The sequence below is a fragment of the Zhongshania sp. genome, from assembly GCF_029212375.1.
Taxonomy (GTDB): domain Bacteria; phylum Pseudomonadota; class Gammaproteobacteria; order Pseudomonadales; family Spongiibacteraceae; genus Spongiibacter.
In genome coordinates, this window is the sequence record NZ_JARGNU010000024.1 from 17,324 (window position 1) to 42,049 (window position 24,726).

At 47.6% G+C, this 24,726-nt stretch carries 23 protein-coding genes; 6 read left to right on the forward strand and 17 right to left on the reverse strand.

Going from position 1 to position 24,726, the window contains the following annotated elements; all coding sequences use genetic code 11:
- Positions 1-22 precede the first annotated feature (22 nt).
- Positions 23-1,966 carry an acyltransferase family protein gene (locus P1U47_RS17085; protein ID WP_301030432.1) on the reverse strand — a complete coding sequence of 648 codons (1,944 nt, stop codon included), beginning with the start codon at positions 1,964-1,966 and terminating at the stop codon, positions 23-25.
- Positions 1,967-2,247: 281 nt separating this feature from the next.
- On the opposite strand from P1U47_RS17085, the gene P1U47_RS17090 reads away from it, so the two are divergent.
- Positions 2,248-2,664 carry a DUF4124 domain-containing protein gene (locus tag P1U47_RS17090; protein ID WP_301030433.1) on the forward strand — a complete coding sequence of 139 codons (417 nt, stop codon included), beginning with the start codon at positions 2,248-2,250 and terminating at the stop codon, positions 2,662-2,664.
- A gap of 106 nt (positions 2,665-2,770) precedes the next feature.
- Here the strand turns inward: P1U47_RS17090 and P1U47_RS17095 are convergent, their stop codons facing one another.
- The gene (locus P1U47_RS17095) at positions 2,771-3,229 is read right to left on the reverse strand and encodes a MarR family transcriptional regulator (RefSeq protein WP_301030434.1); all 459 of its coding nucleotides are present in this window, start codon (positions 3,227-3,229) and stop codon (positions 2,771-2,773) included.
- 105 nt (positions 3,230-3,334) lie between these two features.
- Here P1U47_RS17095 and P1U47_RS17100 point away from each other — a divergent pair, with 105 nt between their 5' ends.
- Both P1U47_RS17100 and P1U47_RS17105 read left to right on the forward strand, forming a co-directional pair.
- Positions 3,335-3,802, forward strand: a complete 468-nt coding sequence (locus P1U47_RS17100; protein WP_301030435.1) for a DUF1499 domain-containing protein — start codon at positions 3,335-3,337, stop codon at positions 3,800-3,802.
- Positions 3,803-3,877: 75 nt separating this feature from the next.
- Complete coding sequence (locus P1U47_RS17105) at positions 3,878-4,852, forward strand: zinc-dependent alcohol dehydrogenase family protein (RefSeq protein ID WP_301030436.1); 975 nt, start codon at positions 3,878-3,880, stop codon at positions 4,850-4,852.
- 385 nt (positions 4,853-5,237) lie between these two features.
- Here P1U47_RS17105 and P1U47_RS17110 read toward each other — a convergent pair whose 3' ends face one another.
- The 5 genes from P1U47_RS17110 to hsdR all read right to left on the reverse strand — a co-directional run bounded on the left by P1U47_RS17110 (position 5,238) and on the right by hsdR (position 14,055).
- A complete protein-coding gene (locus P1U47_RS17110; protein WP_301030437.1) occupies positions 5,238-6,131 on the reverse strand; it encodes a DUF3800 domain-containing protein in 894 nt (297 codons plus the stop codon).
- Positions 6,124-7,659: a restriction endonuclease subunit S gene (locus P1U47_RS17115; protein ID WP_301030438.1), complete on the reverse strand. Its 1,536-nt coding sequence runs from the start codon at positions 7,657-7,659 to the stop codon at positions 6,124-6,126. The genes P1U47_RS17110 and P1U47_RS17115 overlap by 8 nt, the downstream gene beginning before the upstream one ends.
- Positions 7,659-9,275, reverse strand: a complete 1,617-nt coding sequence (locus P1U47_RS17120; protein WP_301030439.1) for an N-6 DNA methylase — start codon at positions 9,273-9,275, stop codon at positions 7,659-7,661. The genes P1U47_RS17115 and P1U47_RS17120 overlap by 1 nt, the downstream gene beginning before the upstream one ends.
- Before the next feature lie 10 nt (positions 9,276-9,285).
- Positions 9,286-10,359 carry a Fic family protein gene (locus tag P1U47_RS17125; protein WP_301030440.1) on the reverse strand — a complete coding sequence of 358 codons (1,074 nt, stop codon included), beginning with the start codon at positions 10,357-10,359 and terminating at the stop codon, positions 9,286-9,288.
- A gap of 183 nt (positions 10,360-10,542) precedes the next feature.
- On the reverse strand, positions 10,543-14,055 hold the full coding sequence (gene hsdR, locus P1U47_RS17130; protein ID WP_301030441.1) for a type I restriction-modification system endonuclease: 3,513 nt from the start codon (positions 14,053-14,055) through the stop codon (positions 10,543-10,545).
- A 1,016-nt stretch (positions 14,056-15,071) separates the two neighbouring features.
- Here hsdR and P1U47_RS17135 point away from each other — a divergent pair.
- A complete protein-coding gene (locus tag P1U47_RS17135; protein ID WP_301030442.1) occupies positions 15,072-15,269 on the forward strand; it encodes a hypothetical protein in 198 nt (65 codons plus the stop codon).
- A gap of 130 nt (positions 15,270-15,399) precedes the next feature.
- On the opposite strand, the gene P1U47_RS17140 is transcribed toward P1U47_RS17135, so the two are convergent.
- From P1U47_RS17140 to P1U47_RS17180, 10 genes are all read right to left on the reverse strand, one after another.
- Positions 15,400-16,671 (reverse strand): hypothetical protein, encoded by a 1,272-nt coding sequence (locus P1U47_RS17140; RefSeq protein ID WP_301030443.1) that lies wholly within the window; start codon positions 16,669-16,671, stop codon positions 15,400-15,402.
- The gene (locus P1U47_RS17145; RefSeq protein ID WP_301030444.1) at positions 16,649-17,725 is read right to left on the reverse strand and encodes a zonular occludens toxin domain-containing protein; all 1,077 of its coding nucleotides are present in this window, start codon (positions 17,723-17,725) and stop codon (positions 16,649-16,651) included. The genes P1U47_RS17140 and P1U47_RS17145 overlap by 23 nt, the downstream gene beginning before the upstream one ends.
- Before the next feature lie 3 nt (positions 17,726-17,728).
- A complete protein-coding gene (locus P1U47_RS17625) occupies positions 17,729-18,112 on the reverse strand; it encodes a DUF5455 family protein (protein WP_366943193.1) in 384 nt (127 codons plus the stop codon).
- 11 nt (positions 18,113-18,123) lie between these two features.
- Positions 18,124-19,575 carry a hypothetical protein gene (locus P1U47_RS17155; RefSeq protein ID WP_301030446.1) on the reverse strand — a complete coding sequence of 484 codons (1,452 nt, stop codon included), beginning with the start codon at positions 19,573-19,575 and terminating at the stop codon, positions 18,124-18,126.
- A gap of 75 nt (positions 19,576-19,650) precedes the next feature.
- Complete coding sequence (locus P1U47_RS17160; RefSeq protein WP_301030447.1) at positions 19,651-19,878, reverse strand: major coat protein; 228 nt, start codon at positions 19,876-19,878, stop codon at positions 19,651-19,653.
- A gap of 112 nt (positions 19,879-19,990) precedes the next feature.
- On the reverse strand, positions 19,991-20,089 hold the full coding sequence (locus P1U47_RS17630) for a tail virion protein G7P-2 (RefSeq protein WP_366943194.1): 99 nt from the start codon (positions 20,087-20,089) through the stop codon (positions 19,991-19,993).
- A complete protein-coding gene (locus tag P1U47_RS17165; protein ID WP_301030448.1) occupies positions 20,089-20,436 on the reverse strand; it encodes a DNA-binding protein in 348 nt (115 codons plus the stop codon). The genes P1U47_RS17630 and P1U47_RS17165 overlap by 1 nt, the downstream gene beginning before the upstream one ends.
- Positions 20,433-21,503, reverse strand: coding sequence for a replication initiation factor domain-containing protein (locus P1U47_RS17170; protein WP_301030449.1), 1,071 nt, complete (start codon positions 21,501-21,503; stop codon positions 20,433-20,435). The genes P1U47_RS17165 and P1U47_RS17170 overlap by 4 nt, the downstream gene beginning before the upstream one ends.
- Positions 21,496-21,960: a hypothetical protein gene (locus P1U47_RS17175; RefSeq protein ID WP_301030450.1), complete on the reverse strand. Its 465-nt coding sequence runs from the start codon at positions 21,958-21,960 to the stop codon at positions 21,496-21,498. Before P1U47_RS17175 ends, P1U47_RS17170 begins: the two co-directional genes overlap by 8 nt.
- Positions 21,961-22,058: 98 nt before the next feature.
- The gene (locus P1U47_RS17180; protein ID WP_301030451.1) at positions 22,059-22,274 is read right to left on the reverse strand and encodes a hypothetical protein; all 216 of its coding nucleotides are present in this window, start codon (positions 22,272-22,274) and stop codon (positions 22,059-22,061) included.
- A 171-nt stretch (positions 22,275-22,445) separates the two neighbouring features.
- Between P1U47_RS17180 and P1U47_RS17185 the strand changes: the two genes are divergently transcribed.
- Positions 22,446-23,150, forward strand: a complete 705-nt coding sequence (locus tag P1U47_RS17185; protein ID WP_301030452.1) for a helix-turn-helix transcriptional regulator — start codon at positions 22,446-22,448, stop codon at positions 23,148-23,150.
- On the forward strand, positions 23,140-24,153 hold the full coding sequence (locus P1U47_RS17190) for a tyrosine-type recombinase/integrase (RefSeq protein ID WP_301030453.1): 1,014 nt from the start codon (positions 23,140-23,142) through the stop codon (positions 24,151-24,153). Before P1U47_RS17185 ends, P1U47_RS17190 begins: the two co-directional genes overlap by 11 nt.
- Positions 24,154-24,726 lie beyond the last annotated feature (573 nt).

Genomic DNA, 24,726 nt, shown 5'->3' on the forward strand with positions numbered 1-24,726 from the left:
ATTGCGGCTGCTCGCGCTATCGTTACTGGGTGGCCGCCGCCTGCTTAAACCACGCGGCGAAGTTTTTGCCGTAGTATTGGCTGCCATACAAACTCAAATGATGAGAGTCGCGGTATAAGGTGTGGCCGTCGCGCAAAATACTGCAGTTGTCACCTTCGCAAAAATTATTGCTCGGGTCGTAAATGCTCACGTTGGCATAGCGGTCTGCCAATTCAGCCAGCCGGCTCCGGTGTAGCGCCTGCCTTGTAAGTACATCCTTTCTGCTAAAAACACACTCAACTTTGCCCTTTATGCAATCGAGCGGAAAGAATCTTAGCTCTGGAATATCAATAGCAATAACCACTTTTAGTTGCCGCTGTTGTAGTAGCGTTAGCGTGTTGGCTAGGCCACCGTAAAAGGCGTCAGCCCGGTTTAGCTGGGGCTTGTTAAGATCTGTAATTATGCCGTCGCGGGGGTCGAATTTTCGCTGCACGTGATCGGCCGCTATAAACGACGCGAGTGGGTAGGAGTGGGCAAACGACAGCACCACTAACTTGAGCTGTGTTTGGGTTTCAATGTAATTAAAAATTTTCTGCAAGCGCGCAGTGCATACCGTGCCGTCGGCGGCTTCTAATTTTACGCCAACTAGGGGTGGGCAGCTGGAGTTGCCAATTAACTGCCATTGATATTGATCCATCGCCTTGGCAATACCATAAAACTTGTCATCGGCATGGCTGTCGCCAACAACGAGCGCGGTAGCTTGCTCGCTGGTGCCGTGGCAATAGTCGAGGGTCGGGTCTGTTTTGCTCAAGGCCGCTGGGCATTCCACATAGCCAAGGCGGCTGGTGTTGTAGGCTAAGTCTTTAAACAAAGCCTTGTTTCGCTTTTTGGCAAAGCCATCGGAGGCACTGCCCATAACGCCAAATAGGCATACGCTAACAATGGCGGCAACGGCGAGAGAAAAAACCATGGTTCGGCTAATGGCGGTTTTAGACCGAAAAGGCTGCTCAATATACCGCCAAGATAAGTAAGCAAGTAATATCGTGGCGCCTATTAAGGCTATATAACTGGGTGTATTTTGCGCGGCGGTGGCGTGCCGGTAAAAGGCGAAGACCGGCTGGTGCCACAGGTAAGCGCTATAGCTAATCAAACCAATGCCAACCAATAATCGTGTGCTCAGCAATTTTGCCACATAGGTTTCTTTGTTGCCGTAGATCAAAATAAGCACCACGCCGAGCACCGGCAGCAGGGCGTACACGCTCGGAAACGGCGTGTTTTCATCAAAGAAAAATATAGAAAATACCAAGGCCGCCAAGCCGATAAAGGCGAATGCGTTGTTACTCTCAATACCGCGGCGCTGCACAATAAATACCGTAATGGCCCCAGCAAACAGCTCCCATACCCGAGTTGGCGCCAAATAAAAATTTGCCGTTGGCCAGTTGCGCCAGCCCCACTCGCTTAGCGCTAGGCTAGCGAGTGCAAGAGCTGCAATCACCCCAATTACACGGGCCTTGCCCAACCGCCATATCGCCACCAAAAATAGCGGAAACAGCACATAATACTGCTCTTCAACAGCCAAACTCCATGTATGCAACAAGGGCTTTAATTCATTGGCGGAGTCGAAATAGCCGCTTTTTAACCAGAACAAAATATTGGAGCTAAAGCTCGCCGTAGCCACTAGGCTCTGGCTAAAGTCTTTCATTGCTTGGGGGGGCAGCAGGGCCCAGGCAAACGGGGTGCAACACAGCATCACCACAAGCAGTGCGGGTAATATTCGCCGCGCCCGTCGCTCGTAAAAATCAACAATGCTAAACCGTTTGTTCTCTATGTCTTCAATGAGCAGGGTGGTGATGAGGTAGCCGCTAATAACAAAGAAAATATCGACGCCAACAAAGCCGCCGCTAGCAAGCCCAAATCCGGCGTGGAATAAAATAACGGGGATAACCGCAACGGCGCGCAAGCCGTCTATTTCTGCGCGATATTTCAAAATACGATTCCTGTTGTAGAGCGCAGAGTTTACCCGCGGCGGGGCAGCGCGCCGCGCCTTGCTCTTTCATCATCACTATTTGCTAATTGTACCTTTGAGGGGCGATTGAGCGAATAAATCATTTGCTCAAAAACGGCGAATGCGAACTGGGCCGCGCATTTAGCAAATGCGTGAATTCGGCCGAGGAGCAGTGCGGCGGCAAGGGCGTGATTTAGCGCCACTGGCAAGGGCTTATTGTTCGTTATACATTAATGAAAAGTGGCTGATTTCAAGGATGAAATATGCAGGTCAGTAGCGCCGTACTTACCCTGATGCTGGTCTGGTTTAGCCCCAGTCTTGCGGCAGAGTTGTATCAGTGGGTGGACAAAAATGGACATCGCGTTTATTCAGACACAAAACCCGCAGATGGCACGTCTTACACGGTAAGGTCTCAGCAAAGCTTGCCGCCGCTGCTAACAACGCAGAGTGTCGCCGTAAAAAGGCCCGCTACTAAGGTGCGGTCGGCCGCTTCAGCGTCAAAAATCGCAACAGATACGGGTAAAAGCCACGGTAATAGCTACTACTGCGCGTCGGTCAAATCGCAGCTTAATGCGATTAAGGCTAAATTGCGCAAGGGCGACACCAATGGCAACGGCGAGCGGCTGCGGGATCAGCGAACGCGCTTAACTAAAGAGCTTGCCGAACACTGTCGTCGTTAGTTGTGCAGATGGTCGCTAGAAAAGTCAGGCAGGGTAGCCGAGCTTGCCGGCGGTGAGTCGTCGCCCTTTAGTATAAGCGCAGCGTCAGCAGCAAGTACTTAGCGTTTTACTCCGTATCGCCTCCCGTTAAATTGGTATTAATTAGCGCGTACAGCTGCTCGGCAAGGGCTTTAAGTTGCTGCGCATCGTCGGCGGGCATGTCTATTTTGCCGCTAATATTGTCGGGAATTCGCCTTGCGCGCTCGGCCAGTGCCTTGCCTTGGCCGGTTAGCACAATCACTTTTTGCCGAGAGTCAGTACTTGCCTTGACCATGGTCAGCAGTTGTTTGCTTTCTAGGCGCTTAAGAATGGGGGTGAGGGTGCCCGCGTCAAAGCGCGTGCGCTGCACAAGGCTTTTAATAATCACCTTGTCTTCGTCCCACAGGGCGAGCATGACCAAATACTGGGCGTAGGTTAGCCCCAGCTGATCGAGCAGCGGGCGGTAAGCGCGAATCAATGCATTGGTAGCCGAATACAGCGAATGGCAAATTTGGTGCTTGAGCTTAAGGGCTGGAATGTCGGTCAAGGCTGGTCTCCACAGTTTAAAATATTTTGCGCGCAAAACATTGACAGGTCAATAATTGCCTGCCATTATTTTGCGCACAAAGTAATTTGGTGGCGGGGATGGAGTATGAAGGGTAAGGCAATGCAAATCGCCTTAAGTGCTATTGGTATTCTCGTTGTATTGTTTTTGGCGCGAGTGATTATTCAAGGCAATCAGGTTCCCGAATTGGGTGTGCAAAACGGCAAATTAGCCGCTATTAGCAATAAACCCAATAATGTCTCTAGCCAAACCGACGACCCAGCCAAGAAAGTGGCAACGCTGCCATTCAAAGCCTCTCAAACTGCCACTCTAAGCGCCTTAAAGGCGGCGGTAGCCAGTTACGGTGGCGGCAAAATTGTGACGGAATCTGATGATTATCTGTATGTGGTTTTCACCACGTCGTTAATGCGCTATCGCGACGACGTTGAGTTTTGGCTCGATGCCAAAAACCAACAAGTGCATTACCGCTCCGCCAGCCGCGCAGGCTATTCCGATTTAGGTTTAAATCGGGAGCGATACAACAAGCTGGCCGAGCTGTACCGCCAGCTACCCTAGTATTCATAAACACACCGTTTTTACCGCGGCCAGTATTCTGCAAATTTACTGTGGCGCAAATTTAAGGAGCAAACAATGTTAAAAGCACAGTACCGAGAACGCGGGCCCATTCCCCACGCGTCGATTTCTGCCGTTGAATTTGACGCGCCAGCACTAGCCGACGACGAAGCGCTGGTAGAATTGATCGCCTCGCCAATTAACCCCTCAGACGTACTTACCCTCACTGGCGAATACGGCATATTGCCGCCCTTACCGGCTATTGGCGGCAACGAGGGCGTGGGCAAAATAGTTAAGCTCGGCGGCAACGGCCCGGCTATAGGCCAAACCGTAATGCTGCCGGTTGGCATAGGCACTTGGGCCACCCACATGGTGTGTAAAACCGCGCAGCTAATCCCCGTGCCAAACGAAGCCGACGCCAAGCAACTGGCCATGATGACCATCAACCCGCCAACTGCATTGCTCATGCTCGAAGAGTTTGTAAACCTGCAGCCCGGCGACTGGGTAATTCAAAATGCCGCCAACTCGGGGGTGGGCAGCTACTTGGTGCAATTAGCCAAAATCAAAGGCCTAAAAACAATCAACGTAGTGCGCCGCGAATCTGCCGTTGAGGGTGTGAAAGCGCTGGGTGGTGATGTGGTGTTGGTCGACGGCCCCGCACTCGCCAAAGACGTTGCCAAAATATGCGGCGACAATCTACCAAAGTTGGCAATTGACGCCATTGGTGGCGCCGCTACCGATAACGTGGGCGCCTGTCTTGCGACGGGTGGCACCTTGGTCAACTACGGTTTAATGAGTGGCGAGTCATGCCAATTGTCAGCAAAATCCCTAGTGTTTCGTGACGTCACCCTCAAAGGCTTCTGGTTGGCCCGTTGGTTCCGCACCGCCACACCTGAAAAACAAATGGCGCTATTCGGCCAAATCACCAAATACATTACTGAAGGTAAATTGAAGACAAAAATTCATGCCGAATATCCTGTGAGCGAAATTAAACAAGCGGTAGCAGCGGCGGCCGAAGGTGGCCGTGATGGAAAGATCTTAGTTGTTGCTTAAATTTGATTTAAAAATGGGAGTTGGAAAGGCGAGGAGTGAATGGCTCGCCTTTTTTATTGTGATTACCGCGTGAGGCTATTTGTAGAAATTGAAGTGGTGGTACGGCGTTCTTTTAAGCAGGCAATATCAAACCCCAACTCTTTCGAGTTGAGGTTTGATATTTGGTGGGCCGGCGTCACTTTAATAGACATTCCAACTGATTGATATTAAAGGTTTTGTGTTTTTGTGTTTTTATTTATGCCCCCATAAATGCCCCCAGTTCTGCGAGACTGAGGCGATTGTTCATTAATATGGGGGTAGGGAGGTTGATCTAGTTAGCGGGGGTGGCTATAATTCGCGCAAGTGGATTGGGGGTTCCCGGTCGGCGTCGCAGCCTCGGTGAGTATCATCGGGGCTTTTCGCTATCTGGGCTTGGGAAAATTTTTAAACCATAGCCTTCATAGTCGCTTCCGACAGCGTCTCGACCTCCCTCACAGTAAAACTTCCTTTTCAGTACGTCAAATGCCCGATTTTCTTGTTCTGGTTTGAAAACGCTCAGTCCTATCGGTCGGGCGACTAGGTCAGCTAGCTGCAAGCCGGACGACATTGCTTTTTTGTCTGAGAACCTGACATCCAAGGGTAGCTGCCGCGAAAGTCGATTGGCGCCGTCACAAATACGGCGAAACTCCAGCTCTAACTCGTTGTCTTCCTTCCTGCCGCGACATTCAACTACTACATGGGTTTGCTTTTTCTCTTGGCCTTTTTCCTGCAAAAACTCAAAAAGCGTCTCTAAGCAAAAGCCGAGTGCGATATGGTAGGGGTTGGCATTTGCATCGGCGTGGCCCTTTAGTTGACGTTTATCGATGACACAACTGATTAGAATGAAATTGCTACGCTCAATGATTTGGGTCAACTCGTCCATAAACGCAAATTTTTCTTCCTTGCTGCGGAAGATGTTGAACTCGCCTTTTTCCTTCCTGATCTCGTTTTCGTGAAGCACCACTTGATCATGGCCGAAGTGATTGAATTTAAATTTTTCTAAGGCTGAAACGACTTTCTCGCTGTAGTGCCGTTTATGGAAAACGCATAGTGCCAAGACGAATAGCGGGTAATTAGGGTCGATAGTCTGCATACCGTGATCGCCGCTCTCGTCAACGTAGACAATGTACTTGCTATAGCGTGATTCCTTTATTGGGGCAGCATCTTCGCGGTCGACAACATTTTCTGTAGTCGGCTGCTCCTTACTCGGACTAAGCTCAAGATCAAAGAGCGGTAATTGCTGTTCGTCGTTGTTAGGCATCGCTCTTCCTGCCTTTGGTTTTCTTGGCCGGTTTGGCCACAGCCCGCTCGGCCTTGATGCGTTCTAGTAGGGCGGCGGCGCTATTGTCGCCGCTGATAAGTTCGGGGTTGTCTTGGCGCCATTGCTCGGTGAGCTCGCCTCTAAATGCTTTGGCAAGTATGGACTGGGTGAGCTGGTTAACGCGGGCTTGGGCGTTTTTGACTTGTTGCTCGACTTGATCGGCGTAGGTGAAGAGTTGTTCTACGCGGCGGACTATTTCGGCTTGCTCTTCTTCGGGAGGTAAAAAAACCGGCAGGCTATTGAGAGCGCCTTGCGTAAGTTTTGCTCTGCCTGTTGTTCCTGACAGCCAAGGGATAACGTTGTAATACATTAGTGCGTAACAGAGGAAATCATTAGCGTCTTTTGTGGGTGCCCTCAGTACATGAGCATGGTTGTTAACCCAGCACTTACCAGAAAATCGATAAGCAATTGGTTTGACGCGGCCATAAAAAGTCTCATCTTCCGTTACAAGAACTAATTCGTCGTCGAATAGATATTCATCTACTCGGTCAACTTCGCCGTTTGCTCCGAAGTATGGATATAAGCCCTTTGCAGAGTTGCGATCAGCTTTTGTAACTGGAACTCTAATATTATCGAGACATTCCGCGAACTGTGAAACGCTGACAGTTGCCCAGCTTTCAGGAGGTGATTCAATGCCTCTTTCCAGGTCTGGTGATACCGGCTCCTTAAATTGCTTGGGTCGTTTTTGTAGACCTTTTTGGACTCGTAATGCTTGATCTTCGGCGAAGGATTTTTGTCGAACTTGTAGCCAGCGAGTTAGAACTTCGGTGCCCGACGAAAGATTAGGATTCTCCAGTCGCCACTCCTCCGTCAACTTCCCACTCACCGCCGCCGCGAGTACGGATTGGCGGAAGCGTTTGAGGATGGTGGGGATGGCGTCGAGGCGGGCTTTTAGGGTGTCGACCTGCGCCAGTAGTTCGTCGAGTTTGTCGGCGATGACTTTTTGTTCGGCTAGGGGAGGGAGTGCAAAATTGAAATTCTGGACATCGGTTGACTTCGCTGCCGGGTATAGAGCGCCTTGAACTGCACCACTAATAGCGTCGATGAAATGTTGTGAACGAACTAAGTTAAATATATATCGACTTTCAATCACAAAAGGCTTGATTACTTCAAAACCAGTGGAAACGATATGGTTGTCGTATTCATTTGAAACCAAGGCAACTGCATTTAGGTTGGGTCTTGTAAGTGAAACTAATACATCACCTTGATTTATAACTTTTCTTGCTCGGCTTGGTGCGTCGGAGCCAAGTAAGTGTTGGGGGTTTGAGATCTTCTTCTGATCGCGGTCTATGCTCCCAATATCGACATAGATGAATTTTTCATCAACGTCGGGCTTTCGCTGGCTACCTTTAATGGAAACGTCAGATATGTTTGTGATAATCCATTCAATAGGCAGCCTTGGATTCCCGCCTTCGCGGGAATGACTGCTTTGGGGCGTTGCGTTTATACTGTTGTTGGTTTTACTCATCAGGCCGACTCACTCCCAACACCCAATACATCCTGCAATAGCTGCTTCTGAACATCCGCTTCGTCCCCGGCGCCCAATGCCCGCATCAATCCATCCATTTCTCGCAGTGCTTCCGTGAGTTCCGACATGGCCTCTGCGGCCAATACTTCTGGTTCTGGCAGGTTGGCGGCATCGACGCTGTCTTTGTCTTTTAGCCAACTTATATCCAGTGAGTCGCCTTTGCTGTCGCGTATCCAGTCGCGGCTGAATACTCGCCAGCGGCTTTTGGCTAGGTCGTCGTTTTCTGCAGCTCCTTCAACGACGTCAGCCTCTTTGGCGTTCCAGCTCCATTCGCCCTCGCTGCGCTTGGAGGTGCCATCGGCTTTTTTGCCAAACACTTTCTCAAAGGGTTTTAGGTGTTCTTCCGTAAACGGGGTGCGTTTGCCAAAGCTGGGCATATTGGTGCGGAGGTCGTAAACCCAGACATTGGCGGTGCAGTTTTCGTCTTGCAGTTTGTCTTTGGCTGCGCCCTTGGTAAAAAACAGCACATTAGTTTTTACGCCCTGTGCGTAAAAAATGCCAGTGGGCAAACGCAGTATGGTGTGCAGATTGCACTTGTTCATTAGGTCGCGGCGCACCTCGTTACCCACGCCAGCTTCAAATAGAACATTGTCTGGTAAGACCACGGCGGCGCGGCCACCGGGTTTTAAATTGCGATAAATATGCTGTAAAAACGCCAGTTGTTTGTTGCTGGTTTTATAGGTGAGGTCGTCGCGGGTGATGCTGGCATCGCCGCCCTTGGATGTGCCAAAGGGCGGGTTGGCTAAAATAATGTCGGCCTTGGCGAGATTGGCGCCGACCATGCCCAGCGCGTTGCCAAGGTGAACCACGCCTTCGTCGTCGCCTTCCATGCCGTGCAGCAGGCAGTTCATTAAGGCCATGCGGCGGGTGCTAGGCACTAGCTCTACACCGAGAAAGGCTTTGTTGCGTTGAAATTTTTGATCTTTTGCTGGCAGGTTAAATAGGTCGTCGGTGTGCTGTTTAATATAGGCGTCGGCGGCAATCAAAAAACCGGCGGTTCCCGCCGCTGGGTCTTGCACGGTTTCACCGGCTTGGGGCTGAATGCAGCGCACCATGCTATTGATAAGGGCGCGTGGGGTGAAGTATTGCCCTGCGCCAGATTTGGTTTCGCTGGCGTTTTTTTCGAGCAGGCCTTCGTATAAATCCCCCAAGCCATCTTGCTGGGCGCTATACCAGTCGATTTGGTCTAGGGCTTTTACCAGCTGCTCTAGGTGACGCGGCTCGCGCAGCCGAGTTTGGGCGTCGGCATATACGGCAGAAATTAATAGGTCGTTGTGAACCTGCACGTTGTTGGCGTCTTTGCCGGAAGACAGCGCCAGCAGTATGCGCTTGTAGTCGTCGAGTAAATTTAAACCCGACTTGCTGTTGAGGTCGGTCCAGCGACAGCCTTCGGGCAGAATGTGGGTTTTGAGCAAGTCCGACTCGGTGTTCTCGTGCACCATTTTCATAAACAGCAGCATCACCAGCTCGGTGACGTAGTCGCTGTAGTTAATGCCGTCGTCGCGGAGTACGTCGCAGAGATTCCAGAGTTTTTGAACAATGTCGTTGTTGGTCATTTACTAGGCCTTAATTGAGAAACAGTGAAACCAGTGCATGGTTAATGTAGTAATTGCTGCGGCCAATTTTTTCTTTGCGAAGTAGGCCAAGTTCCACGAGTTGTTCTAGGTATTTGCTTGCCGTGAGTCTGGTGATTTGCAGGTCGTCCATCATAAATTCGATTTTGGTATAGGGGTGATTGAATAAGTTGTTTAGTAGCTCTTGGCGGTAAATTTTGGGCAGTTCTGTGCGTATTGTGTTTTTGAACTGTGCCATTAGTTGCTTGATTTCGTTCACCAGCCGAATGGTGGTTTGGGCGGTTTGTGACACGCCTTCTAGCATGTAGAGTAGCCACGGCTCCCAATTGTTGTCGTCGCGCACGGCTTGCAGCTCGCGGTAATAGGCGCTTTTGTCTTGAATGATGTAGCGGCTCAAGTACAACACCGGCAGGTCTAACAGCCCCTTGGCCACGAGGTAGAGAATATTAATGATGCGGCCAGTGCGGCCATTGCCGTCGTAAAAGGGGTGAATGCTTTCAAACTGGTGGTGAATGATGGCCATTTTAATTAGCGGGTCGGCATCGCAGAGCTCGTCATCGTTAATGTAGTCGAGCAGGTTGCTCACTAGCCTTTCTACGTCGTTAGGGTCTTGTGGTGGTGTGTAGACGACCTCGCCAGTGAGGGCATTTTTGAGAACAGTGCCCGGCAGGCGCCTAAGTCCGGCGCGGTTCTTCTCGATAATTTCTTGAGTGTCTAAAACGTCGGCCAGTCGGATAATCCCTTTGCCGCGAATACTGCTAAATCCCGCCCTTAGCGCGATAGCGTAATCTTGGACTTCTTTAGCGGCGGGGTTGGTGATGCCCTCATTAAAGAGTGTCGCTTTGAATAGCTCGTCTTGGGTGGTGACAATGTTTTCTATTGCGGAGCTGTCCTTTGCCTCTTGAAGGGTGAGGGTATTAATAAGAATGGCTTCGTTTGGGATGCTTGCCGCAACACCTTTAAGTTCCGCAAGGTAGCGATGGGCTTCCGCGCATTTTTTAAGCACATTGCGGGTTTCCAGCTGCGGCATGTCAGGAAAGGGTAGCGGGGCAATTATCGTTGTCATTGGCAGTCATTATATATGTATAGAATTTTGGATAGTTTATACATATGGAACGTGACATGTATAGAAAGTGTAAAAATTTATGCATGTTTTCTCGTCATGCTTAAAAAATCGCAAAAAATGTACACGTTCTGTCGACGTGTATAAAAAATCGTGTTTTTTATACATATTCTGCGTTGTTGTGGATTAAGACGCCGCCCACAGCGCGTCGTTAATGGCGTCGAGTACGGTATCGAGCTGATTATCGAGCACTTTGTCGAATTGCTTGGCGCCGCCTTCAAACGCGGGAATCTGGTTAATGGTGTCGCGGTCGATAATAACTTCGTGGGTGAGCTGTTTGCCAAGCCGAGTTAGCCATTTGCGCTGCTTGGCTGTCCAGTTGTGCTGGCTAAGAATTTTTTGCACTGCGTTTTGTACCCGCTGCTCAAAAGGGATCATGGCCTCGCCGATGGCGGCGCGGCGAATGTGGCCAATAATGCTGGCGGCAATGTCTTGGTTGGTTTGCTGCCGCCATGCCGATTGCAGGCTGGGTTCGGTATAGCCGTTATTGTCTAAGAGCAGGCGAATGTCTTTGAGTTGCTGGCGAGTCAGGTCGCGGGGGCGGTTAACCACCGCGCTGAGGGCGGCCGAGTCGTTGAGCTGCTGGCGAACAAATTGATTGAAGCTGTCTAGGTAGTCTTGGGGTTTGTCGTAAACCCCGTAGTTTTGCTCCCGCACTCGTAACTCGTCTTCGTGCTCCGATATTACTGGCATGCGCTCACTGCCCATAATCGCTTTTACTTGGGCGAGCTGGTCTATAAAGCCGCTGTGCTCATTGAGAAAGGCGGCGGCTTGACGGGGGCCTAGAGTGTGCAAGTGTTGGTGAAGCTTGGCGGGTTCGACGCCCCAGCTGTATTGCAGCTCATCTAGCTTCTGGCGCACCTGCGGGTTGTTCTCGGCTTTCTTTTCGGCCTTGCGCAGCACTTGCATGACCTTTTGGCCGAGCTGGCTCAGAACGGTGTCGGCGTGACTGCTGTCGTGGGCTTCGCCGGGGGCGTTTAGGCTTTGCTCTAGTTTGTCGGGGTCGGTCAGCTCGTCGCAGAGCTGTTCTAGGGTGATGTTGGGGTTGCGCACCAGCGGTTTCATGGTGGACACGTCTTGCAGTGCCGCGTAAATGCCAACGGGGTCGTATATGCGGAACACGGTTTTGCCAATGTCGTCGCAGCGGCGAGTGGCGCGGCCCACCATTTGCTCGTAAAGAATGCGTGAGCGCACTCGGCGCATAAATACCAAGTGGGCGATTGTAGGAACGTCGATGCCGGTGGTCAGTAAATCGACGGTTATCGCGATATTGGGGTAGCGCTCGTTTTTGTAGCGGCGAATGAGCTGGTCGACCTTGTCGCTTTGGCCGGTAATTTTGGCGACGGCGGCTTGGGGGTAGTCGCCGTTGTAAACAGCGACAAAGGCCTCATCCAACAGGCGTTTGACCATGTCGGCATGCAGGTCGGTGGCGCAGAAGATTAGGGTTTTTTCATCGCCAAAGGGGTCTAGCTCTTGCACCAGCTGTTGGCAGATGACGTTGTTGAAGTTCTCGCTGATCACGCCGCGATTAAAGGCGTCGACCTCAAATCCTAGGTCGTCTTCTAATTCAGAGGCTTCAACTTCGCCGGTGGCGGTGTTGATTGCGCTGACGGTGTCGCCTTTTTCAAACTTAATGCCGTTCTGGCTGAGTAAGGTTTCGTAGCGAATCGGCGGTTCGTGGTCGATTAGCCAGTCGTCGGCGACGGCTTCGCGGTAGGAGTAGGTGTAGACCGGTTTGCCGAAAATGTCGCTGGTGTGTTTGGCGGGGGTGGCCGTGAGTCCGACCTTGATAGCATCGAAGTAATCTAATACGCGGCGGTAGCTCGACAGGTATTGGCTGGTGTCGCGCAGGGCGAGTTCACCTTCGGTCATCTCTTGGTCGAGGGTATAGCCGCGATGGGCTTCGTCAATAATGATGCAGTCGAACTGGTCAACCGGTGGTGGGGTGTCGGACATAAATATCCGTTTCACCATCGCTTGCACCGTAGCTACTTGAATGCGGGTCTCGGCCTCGGCAGCCATGTCACCGAGTTCTTTTATATTGTAGATTTTACTTAGGGGCTGGTTCTGTTCCAGCGGCGCTTCATTGAACGCGTCGATAGCTTGCTGACCAAGGGCGCTGCGGTCGACTAAGAACAGAATACGTTTGAAGCGCTCCGCTTTTAGAAAACGGTACATCAAACCAATGATAGTGCGGGTTTTACCGGTGCCGGTTGCCATCGCCAGCAGGCATTCACGCTGGTCGCGCTCGAGGGCAGATTCAACGGCGACAATGGCTTTTTCTTGGTAGTCGCGCAGGCGCAGGTAGGTGAAGCCTTCGCCCTGTAATATTTGCTGGGCTTTTTCTTTATCTCTGGCGAGTAAATCCAAAAGGCCCGAGGGGCTGTGAAAGCTTTGCAGTGCGCGGCTAAGGTTGCTGGTTTCTCGCACATCCCGAAACCATGTGCCAGACTGTTCTTTCAGTTGTTTGATGTATTCGCGGCCATTGCAGGAGTACACAAAGGGAATTTGATAATGGCCGTCGTTCTCGTCTGGCCACGCAATTGTGCGGCCCGCGAGTTGCCATGCTGGCGTTACCGTGGCGTCTGGCTTAAAGCCCTTGGCGTAGCGCTCGGCTTGGGGAATCATGCCTGCGACGTTTTTGTTTTCTCGTTTAGCTTCAACAACGGCGATGGGCGTCAGCCCAGCGAATAGCATGTAGTCAGCGGGGCCAGTCTGGGTTGGCCATTCGGCAATGGCTTTGTTCTTGCCTTTCTCGGGGCGGGCGCCAGATTTGTAGGTCAGTTCTTGGGTGTCTGCCTCCCAGCCAGCATCGATCAGCAGCTGGTCAATAAACACGCGGGTGAGCTCTTCATCAAGCACCAGTGTTTTACTGGCCGATTGGGTTTTGTTTAGCACGGACTGGCGCTGCTTTTCTATTGGCGCGGCGTTGTTGGTGGTGAGCTGTTGTTTTAGTGCGGTGATCTGCGCTTCAAACTTGGTTCTCTGCGCAGCAAGCGCCTGTTCCGCCGCCTGGGCCTGCTGTTTAAACTGCTGGGCTTCTTCGTCCATTAGTTCAGCGAGCTGCTGGTATTCGGTCTTCTCCAGCTCTAGCAGGGCATCGCGTTGCTGTTCGACCTCCTGCTGGCCAGCTTTGCTACTTAGTTCTGCATTGAGTTGGTCAATGTGTACTTGCAGCTCACGGAGCTTCTGGCTTGGGTCTTGTGGCGCGATAAAAGCCCCAGCTTTAAATGCGCTGCCTTGCTTGCCAAAGGACTTGTGATACCAAATGGCGAGCTGCCGAGCGACCTTTAAGCCCTGCATCGCTTCTTTGTGCTGGGTTTGAAATTGGTGGGTGGCCTTATTGCCCTCGATGCGCAACACATGAAAGAGATTGCGAACATCCGGCTCTAGGCTAATGTCGCGATTCAATCGATAGAGCAGGTCGGCTTGACTGGTAGCGTCGTCAAAGTCGATACCGGCGCGCAGCGATACGTCTTGAGCAAGGGCTTCGCCAAACTGACGTAGTTTAATCAGGGTGGTATTGGGGTCGGCATAGAAGGCATTTTCAGCAGTGGCGGCAAGCTGAATCAGGATAGGGTCGTGTTCGCTAAGAAAGGCGAAGTTGCTGCTCTGTGGCGCGTCTTCTGCTATTGTCATTATTCCCTCAGTACGGGTATTTATGCTTACTTCCGTGTTCTGGCCTCGACTATAGGCGAATCCCTTTACTGGAACAAATATTTACGAGACCTTGTGAGCACTGTACTGACATCTTAGTGCCGTGATAGTCGGTAGTAAGGTTTTTGCGATCGGTGCTTTTTGCAAAACAAGAAAGTTTGAGGCAAGTTACTTTTGGTATATTTCTATTTTAAAAAGGGCAATAAAAAACCCCAAGTCTTGCGACTTGGGGTTTGATACTTGGTGGAGCCGGCGGGAATTGAACCCCTGCCAACGTGAGGTAGTGTGTACCAATGTGCCACAAATCAGAGACTTACAATATTCAGTACCACATAGGCTATCTGTAGAACCACAGTTATGTAGTCACAAGGTAGTCACTGCCAATCCATAGCCCACAGGTCAGCATAGCTGACGTATTCGGCGTAAAACCGGCGAACTCTGAACTTTGCAAAAAGGCTGCACGTTAAAGTGTCTTTAAGCAGGTACGCTGGGTTAATAAGGAGGTGGGGAGGTTGTTCTCAAAAATTTTCCAAGTTTTGATTTTAGGCAGTTCTGACAAAGATCGCATTGGATCAACGTGCCGTCACCGAAAATTGAACCGTAACCGGCGATACGGTTTATAAACAAAAATTCTTGAAGCTCAATTGGGTCGTTAAAACTTCTTCCGCAGGAATCGCAAGTAACTACTGCCCTGCATACAGGATCAAGGCTATCTGGTCGAGATTTCTTCATGAGAAATATGCTGCAAAGTAAATTTACAAAGGAATAGAGTAGGCGGATATATTTCAACGTGCAAATTTACTGTGAAGTGTATGTATTGTATGTATGTATCGTACATACAATACATACACTGGTAAAATTACGAAAGCGAGTTTCGCTAGCGAAATCGCAAGCAAGCGAAAGAAAGTTAGCTTATAAATCATGATTTTGGTTACAATTTTGATAAGCCGGCGAGAAAATTTTGTAACCAATAAATCGATAGTAAAACAAGGACTGCGATGAAAAAGCCACATTTAAAAATAGAACAAATTGCAATAAGTCGATTTAAACGCGAACTGAATCAGGTCTCAAGAAACCTTAAAAAGGGTAGCGCTGATGGCTATACAGTAACAAAAAATGGAAAAAAAATTGCTTTTATAATGTCGCCAAGACTATATGCAGAATGGCTGAAACTTACAGCTTACGACCCCAATTAAGTTGGTCAGGAATATGCATTGTACGCACAATACATTCAGCGTAAGAAGTTGTTATTAAATGGCTTCGGAAGAAACGCGTGATACTCCAGCCACCGCATGCTGCGCATGCAGCGACTGGAGTCCCCCACGTTTAGATGACAGTTGTTTTAATCAAGACTGTAAGTTCGCGCTGAATGCTAGATTTGCTATTAAACTGAAATAGCCTACCTAACCAAGGTATATCTTTAAAAAATGGCACACCACTGCGCTGAGTGCGAGATTCGTCGCTAACCAATCCCCCCAAAAGAATAGTTTGACCGTCTTTCAATCTAGCGATCGTCGATATAGATCTGGTATTAGTAATGATATCGGCAGCAATCGAACTATCTGTCACCGAAGAAGATTCCTGTTGAATTTGCAAAATAATAGAGTCATTGGAGAGGATATGCGGGACGACCGTTAAAGTTACACCTACGTCCTTTCTTTCGATCTGTTGAATAACGGTACCACCGTCAGTGGTTTGTCTCGATGTAAGAAAAGGTACATTTTGGCCTACCGAAATATTACCACGTTCCCTATCCATTATTAGAATTTGTGGGTGAGATAGTATTTTGGAATTGCTACTCTTCTCAATTGCCGAAATAAGGCCAGCCAAGTCACCGCCCTGCGAAAAAATAAGGTGGCCACCCTCACCCAAGGATGAGGGATTTATAATCGCTCCCAGCGAGTTTGTTGCTACTGCAAAGCCATTTGCTGAAAGTACTGTCGAGAGATTGACGCCTAGACCTTTGCTGATGCCTGCGTCACTTTCAACGATCACGGCCTCAATTACCACCTGCCTACTCTCAGTATCAATTTCGCTAGCGAAATCGTCGACCAATTTAATTTGCGAGGCGGTTCCGCTTAGCAGTAATCCGTTCGATGACGGCAATATTTCAACAACCGGAGGAAGGGCAATGTTTGCGATGGACGTGCCTTCACGGTTATTGCCCATCGCTGAAGATTTCAGTAAAGCTTCAAAAACGCCCTTAGCTTTTGTGTTTCTCAAATTCTGAAGTTTGTAAACTTTAGATATACGAGGTTCACTCGCGCTATATTCTATCGTTTCTATGCTTATTTCTAGAAAACCGTCTTTTGTTGGCTTTACGCTGTAACCGTTAGCTCTCATGACTTGTTTGAAAAACGGCATCACTTGCGAGGAGTCTATGGATTTTACGACAACGGTTATATCACCTTCAACGTCCTTTCCTAAAATTATATTTTCCCCAGTTTGATCTGATACCCACCGAATAAAATCAATCATCGATGCATTTCTAGCTTCAAATGAATCTAAAGGGTCTGCGTATGTATTACATATGCCGCATATACATACAATGCTTACCACTAATAGCTGGCGGAATTTATTGGCAGTAAATAGATACATATTCGTCCCCTTTTACTAATAGCGCTTCGCATGGCCCTCTTGATGTGACCTTTATTCCCTTTAATCGTAACGCTTCGGCCGTCGTTACCTCTCCAGTTTCGCTAGCGAAATTATATGTCGATGGCTGCGATGGAAAGTTGGCATAGCTCTTTATTTTGTATCCTGAAAATTTTTCTTCAAGCGAGATAGGGGCTAATTGTTCCATAGTCTTCTGTTGTAAATCTTGTAGCTCTTCGGGCTTATCTTGAATAAAAACCATGATTGAATAGGTTACTACTATTCCGATTCCTAACGCCTTCAATCTTGACCATTTGCGCAAATATATCTTTGTGATCCGCATAATATTTTTCCATGTGTATTCAACGGTGTGCCTCCCATGTGTGTGCCACGGCGGCAATATGCTATGCACTTGATGAGGGTAGAACTCAGAAAATTGCTGCTTTGTGTCATAGCATGAATACAGTGATGTCCCTATTTCAGTCCATGTATCGACTTTTACCGCGTTTTGAGAAGCACCGTAGTTAACTATTGCTAGATGAGCTTTTGGTACTGGCAGTCTTGAGCCTGTAATCATCTTAAAAATGCCCCCGATAAACGGAATATTTAGCCTATCTGTCCTCCTGCAAATAACTAGATGTTCTGCTAGAGCCGTTCTAGCTTGCTTATCTATGATGCTGAAGTCCTGCACGATAAAAATTATGTCCCAACCGAGTTTTCTAGAATGTAGAAACCAATTTATTAGCTCTTGTCGCGTTTTGTCTCCCCATGATCTAGAGTTGAACCATGTACCGCATTCATCTAGTACGAGCAGTCCATTTAGATTTTCGTCATAGCTACGATTGCCTTTGCCTAATATTATTAAGTCTTCTAGTGAAGGTTTATCCGGTATACGTACCAATCTTGTCTTCTTAGCGTTTCGTCCAAGTAGCTGTGAAAGATTTATGTCTAAATTCGTTGCTACCTTCCGTCCAGCTACGAGTTTTTCCCTAATTTTCTTCATTGCTATGATGGACTTTCCGGCGCCTAGTTTTCCCGTTATAAAGTAAACAGCCATTTTCTAATTCCCGCTTGCGTACATTTCTATGAAGTGTACTTTCCATATCCATAACCATCTGATCGTATTTGCAGAAACGATTGACGACAGACAAATAGGAAGATTTGTCGGAATGATTAACGACATACCTTGTGCAAACTCAGCAGGTGCTACGATTGATATTCCTAATATGAGCGTTTTTATTGCTAAGAAAACAGTTATTGTCAGTCCGCCGACTGACGCAACAATTGTTAATTGCATTGCTGTTTTTTTTGAAAACCACTTTAAGAAGAATGAGGCTATTTCTATTGCTATTCCTGATAAAAATGTAAGTATTGCTAGGACTATTGCATTCCTTCCAACTGCCCCAGCTACGGCAGACGCTATAGGTAATAATAATGGCGACATTTGCTATCTCCTTACTTGCTAAAAGGTCGTGGTGTAATTGAAGTGAATAGTATGTTTATAAGTGTCATGATCGTGAATACGCCTATTATCATTCCGAAAATTTCTTTGAATTTATCGGACGATTCACAATCAATTACGAAATAAAATGGTTGGTTTGGTGTGCCGACTTCCAATGGAATACAGGTTCTGTAGTGAGGCCAAATATCAACGAAGTAGGCGAAGAAGTCAGACAGAAAGCTTGATGACATTTCAGGCCCGAAAATATCTCCTTGTTCCATTTCCTCGACCTGTTCTGTTCTTTCGTCTACTGCTTCGTCTGCGTCTAGTTCTAACTGCCCTTTGAGCGCTTCAAATACGCTATTCATGTAGGAAAGTGTTACGGGATTTTCGTCATCTGGGCACGTTTCCGTAGATGTGGAAACACATGCTTCTAACTTATCTGCAATTTCTTCCAGTGTTTGATTTCCCTGTTCTACAGCGTCTTTAACTTCTCCCAAACCAGTTGTATTAGTTGAGCCTAGTCCTGCTATGGCGTTGTCTATAGTTGTTTGTGTATCTTCAAAACCTTCACCTGTTGATATTCCTAATGCTTGAATAGCGTCTTTTATTGCTTGCGCGCTTGCCTCGGCATTAGTTGATGATTGATTTATGGCTGATTCAACTTTAGAAGCACCTTCCCTAGTGGCCCTTTCTACATTGCTAAAATCATTCTGTAATGCTCCGTCAATCGCATTTGCCAGCGTTGCTACGTCTACTGCCCCTACGCCTGTTTGTGGTGCCGAATTAGGGTCATTGTTAGCGTTACCGTCTGCGTTTCCGCCGTTTGCGGGTGAGTCTGGTGATGTTGACTCTATATCTTCACATGCAAGGCTATTGACTGTTGGGCTTGTGTAATTGAAAACTTCGACTTGTTCGCTTGTACAACTTGCTTGGTTTTGTCGTTTTTCTTGTAAGCAGGTATCAAAATCATAGCAATTTGTTGTTGGACAAAATTCTGTCTGTCTAATGAATATACCCCCTTCACATTCCTTTATTAGGGGCCTATCACAGTTGTAATACATCGTCGTGCCAACCAATACGTCCGCTGGGTATTCGTCTTGTGGACATTCCGGTTCTGATTGTCCGTATCCTTCTTGGCAGCTTGCTATTCCATCCTCATTAGCGCTGCATGTACTTCTTGATACGGTTACTGTTGAACCGCTTAGACTGCCGTTTGATAGTGCTCTTTTATATACCGCTGATGTGGTTGTCTCACTTTGTAAAGCAACACCTGAACATGACGGATTGTTTGCGGCGTATAGAGCGCATTCGGCCATTGCAGCTTCAAAATGTGTTGATCCTTTAATACTTGAATTTACATACCAATAGTAGCCATATTCGCCGGTTGGCTCGTCTGCTTGAGCCAGTGGCATAATTAATGAGTTGATCATGATAGCTATGTAGATAATCAGTTTTTTCGTCATATCGTTCACCGTTGGACCATAAAAAAGGGGCCAAAGCCCCTTTAGTTTCTTTCAACACTTCGGAATGTTGTCGGATTACACGGCTTTATTCACAAAGCTCTTGATTAGACGAATGCCAATCTTAGCTATCAAAAACGCAGCAACTACGGGCCATACGGCTGTTGCTGTGTCTGTAACGGTTGCTAAGACGCTATCTAATACACCTTGCGCTTCTGTTGAAACTGCGGCACTAGCTGAGCCAGCAACCACGATCAAGCTTGTCGCGACTGCGGCTACCTTGCCTTTCTGGTTAAGATTTTTCATTCTATTGATACCTCTACGATTTTTTGAAAATAGAGCATTGACGCCCCGAAGGTAAAACCGAAGACATACGACGTAAACAAACTACCTACGAGAAACGCTAAGTCATTCGAATTCATCGCTGCCCTCCTTTTATTGCACCAAGCCCGAAGACAATCACGAGCGAGGTGCAAAAAATTAACAGCCAAAGGCTGTCGAACTGTTCAGCAGTCATTACTTGCCCAGTTTGTTATTAGAATTTTCCAGTTGATTCAGCCGCTGGGGCACACCGTCACCGGACAAAAACCACGAGGTGTAGGTTTTACCCTTAAACTCGTTTGTCATCATGAACACTTCAATGAGCACTTCATTGCCATTTAGGTCGTTAAGTCGCTTCTGAGTACCTGCGTCAATTTGTGCCTTGGTAAGCTGAAATTCAGAATCCTCTAACTGTCCTGCTATACCGCCATGTTTAGGCGTCTGAATAACTAGGAATAGTTTTTCCCAGCTTTCACCGGTGTTCTTGTTGTACTGTGGACGTGCTGCAACACCTAATATTTTACCTTTCGCGAATAGCTTCATGCTGTCACCTCATTGGGTATAAGCCCTATTTTTGCGGGCATAGTAAGTAGCCTGTCGGGGAATCCGTCAGGGTTGTAAAACTCCTGAATTATTTGTTCAGGGGCCAGATGCAGGCCACGACCCGCAAAATTTATTAATTTTCCATACTGAAGACGACACCAGTAACGAGCATGCTCATAAGTTATTTTTATGCGCTTTGCGCTTGTCTTGATTACTTCGGTGATGCTTGAAATAAATGACATTGCTGGATAAGAGCCGGCTAGGTACTTTTGGGGGTGTATGAGCACCTCGAACGGAATTACACGCTTGTTATCGCCAAGCCACTCAACCTCAAAACGATTCCAGCTTGATGATTTATCGCCTAGTTGCTTTCCTTTTTCGTAGGCACGAAACATCTTTCCGCCAAGTCGAGAGCCGACATAAAACGTACAGCCCTCATTGCTTCCCATGTCATTTATTAATTTTGACTTTGGTGGTCTACCCCTAGAAGTGAATGCGCCATCCTGATAGGCAGTAATAGCGTCTTGATACGTGTATTCACCTTCGTGGAAATCACATGCTACATCGACTCGATTAATACGAACGTCATAGCCTGCACAGTTAGCATCACACATTGCTTGATATAAGCGGTGCCAATCTTGGACGCGCTCGCAACCGGCACCATCTAAATAAAGTTGAAAACGCTCTTTTCTTGTTTCGACGCCGTCAGCTTTGCGCACGATATTATTGCCGCCAAACGCTATAAAACCGGCGCCGTCATCAAGCAGAAGGCGATTATCAAACCCATTTCGTCCATTGATGATGTGCGGAGCGATACTGATCGCATCACCAAAAAGTTTTTTAATTAGAGATTTGAACCTGCCAATAATTTCTTCATCACTATGAGTCCAACGGCTAACAGAATCACCGGATTTAGAAAGACCAGCCAACTGCATACTCATTGAAAAGGTATCAATGAGTATTTCACCCTGTAGTAACTCCGAGCGAGTTTCTTGCTCGGAGCACTTTCCCCCCGTATTACTATACGGGGTTAGTTTGGCGTCACCGGCTAACCCTAAATCAGACATTGGGGATTTCCCGTTTTAATTGCAGGCGATAGGCGCGAGGATTTATGTTTTTCGGAATGTCGTATATAGGCGCCGGTGAGCGCATGTGTGCTGGTAAGCAATCAAGTATTTGCTTGTGGTTGAACTCTTGAGATTGATGGATTCGGCGTTCTTCAGCTTTAAATGCTTTAAATTCACGAAATGCTTCTAGACTAAGAAGATTCGAGCGCAGCATTACATGAGCATTGTGATCGCCACGAAGCCATTGAAGATAATTTTCGTAAACCCAATAAGCTACACCTGTCTTTAATGAGCCATCTGAATTCAACCAATGGGGAAGGGATGGCTTGCCATAAAGTTCGGTAGGTGTAGATGCACATTTGCGCTTTGTAGGAGAAATCGCAGTTTCGCTAGCGAAATTGGGCGTAGATCCTGCCTGCAAACTGGATTGCCGGCGGCAAGACTGGTGGTGTAACATCTCTGCGTCCTTATGTTTTGCGACTGTTGGACAAACTGGGTGAGTGTTGACGCACTCGCCTTAGCCATGCCAGCTGACGCCGGCATGGCTATCTTCCTTTACCTTTCGAAATCCGATTCCAAAGCTTCTTTGGTAAGCAGTGCAACGTTTACCAGTCGATGCTTACCAATTTTCGCCGTTGGCAAATAACCTCGTTCGATCATTCCCCTTATCGTCTCTTCGCTAAGTCCGCTAAGCTGAGAAAAAAGCTTCTTAGTTACGAGTGGGCCAGAATGAACAGAAGCGCCTAGTGTTGGGAACGCTAAATCTTCCATTATTAACAAAGCTCTTGTTGTTGCACTTAGGCGCACGTTACGCCACTATATTCAGCATTAAGACCCATTGAGGTGTCCAGTAAGGCCTTTATGTGACCATAGTGAACCCTTTGTATGGTTCTCGTGAGTCCTTTGGTGGGTTCAATCTAGTATTTCTTGGAGGGCATGTCAATGGAAATACATGAAAAAATAGAAGAGGTTAAGAAGTATTTAGGTCTATCTCAGGCCGAGTTGTGCGACAAGATTGGTGTTCCGCTTAACTCATATAAAACAATGATGAAGCGAAAGAGTGCGCCAAATTTTGAAGCCATCGCGGCATTGGGTGAGCTATGTCCAATGTTTAGTCTGTGGCTTTTAACTGGGAGAATTGACCCAGAGAACGGCCAAGTGAATCCTTTCTATGACAGAGGTGAGCCGGAAAATCGGATGTACAGAATTGTTGATTCTGTTGATGCTAGATTCATGGGGCGGGGCGTAGTCAAGCCGCTTAGTTTTAAAAAATTAATTTTCGTGCAAAGTGATGGCAACGAATATGATTTAGCTGCCCTGCTGACAATTGATAATGATCTTATGTACAGAATTAGCGTCAGGGAGTGGGATCTTGGGGCTGTATGGGTAGCAGCGGGAAATATGAGCTTTGTAAGTGAGGGGGGCGGTAAGCTAGCGCTGCGGGAATTCAGGCGGTGGCTTGCTGAGGAAAATCTCGATTTAATAGAAAACGCTGAATATTTTCGCGTAGATGCAGAGAAATTTGAAAGTATCTGGAAAGAGCTTAAATTGACGAAAACTGCATTGGTATTAGAGGATCGAGAGATTCTAGTTGAGCGGTTTAAAAGCTGGGTAAGCGGTGAGATGTACGCTACATATGACGATTAAAAAATCTGGTGAAAAATGGCTCGTGGACGCCTATCCGGATGGCCGAGCTGGAAAAAGAGTCAGGAAGAAATTCGATACTAAATCAGAAGCGAGTAGATTTGAACGTTTCGTATTAAGTCGTGCACACGAAGGCAAGTCTTGGAACGAGTCATCTGGTGATACGCGAAAACTCAATGAGCTAATTAATCAATGGTACGGTGCAAAAGGCATGTACCTAAAAGATGCAGTAAAGCGAAAAAATTGCCTGCTGGCTGTTTCAGCATGGATGGGCGATCCCGTTGCATCAAAATTATCACCTAGTGATTTTCTTCAGTATTCGGCGTACCGGAAGCAAGAGGGTGCTTCGGAAAAGACCATTAACAACCATTTGGGGTATCTAAACGCTGTATACAACTATCTCCGCAGTATTGATGTAATTGACTACGAGAACCCATTGGCTCGGGTCAAGATGATCAAAATAGATGAGCGTGAACTGTCTTGGTTATCCAGTGATGAAATTTTTCATTTGCTTGCAACAATAGAAAGTTTTACGGGTAATCCGCATATTCTTTTACTTACGAAAATATGCCTTTCAACAGGTGCGCGATGGGGAGAAGCCGAAGGATTGACAGTGCGAAATGTTACAGATGGTAAGCTTCATTTCATTGGTACAAAAAGTGGTAAAAGCCGGAGTGTTCCGGTTTCTAATGAGCTTCATCGAGAGATACTGAGCCACCTAGCAAAGCACAAAAGTTTTTCACCGTCGCACAGTGCTTTCAGGCGGGCATTAAAAGCTTCAAAAATACAACTTCCGAAAGGGCAGGCTGCTCATGTTCTAAGGCATAGCTTTGCAAGTCATTTTGTAATGAATGGCGGCAATATTCTAACTCTCCAGAAGATACTGGGACATTCTACGATTGTAATGACCATGAGATATGCGCATTTATCACCTGATCACTTGAGTGAAGCGGTTAGTCTTAACCCCCTTTCAAATATTATGAGCCAAGAGGCTCAGGTAGGATAAAATTATTCTACGTAAGGATGAGTTGCATCTTTAGCGATTGTTGTCTTCCTTTAGATATAAAAGTAGCTGGTTACTTGCATCGTGAATCTCTTTAAGTGGGTTGGCTGCGCAATATTTATCTACGTAGCCCCATAAGGCAGATGAATCTACTTTCCGAAAATTCACTTTGCCTACTAATCCAGCCTGTACACCTGTATAAAAACCGTTAATCCATTGGCCTGTTTGATGCCAATCGGAATGTGTTCTCCGATCACTTAGCCACTTTCTGCAAGAATTTATACCCGACCCAACAACAGTTACATATTGTGCCGTGGCAACGCCTTGGTACATTAAAAGTATTCCAATTATCAGAATTCTTCTCATCCTTAAGTTCCATCCTTATCCGTGAATGAGTATTAATCGCCTCAAATGGTAAAGACTCAAATACTTCCATGTAGTCACTTGGTGGTCATTTTTGTTTTTCAACAGACTGTTATTGCAAAAAACCCCAACAAAATCAATCTGTTGGGGTTTGTTTTTTGGTGGAGCCGGCGGGAATTGAACCCGCGTCCGCCAGTCCGCTGCTTAAGGCTC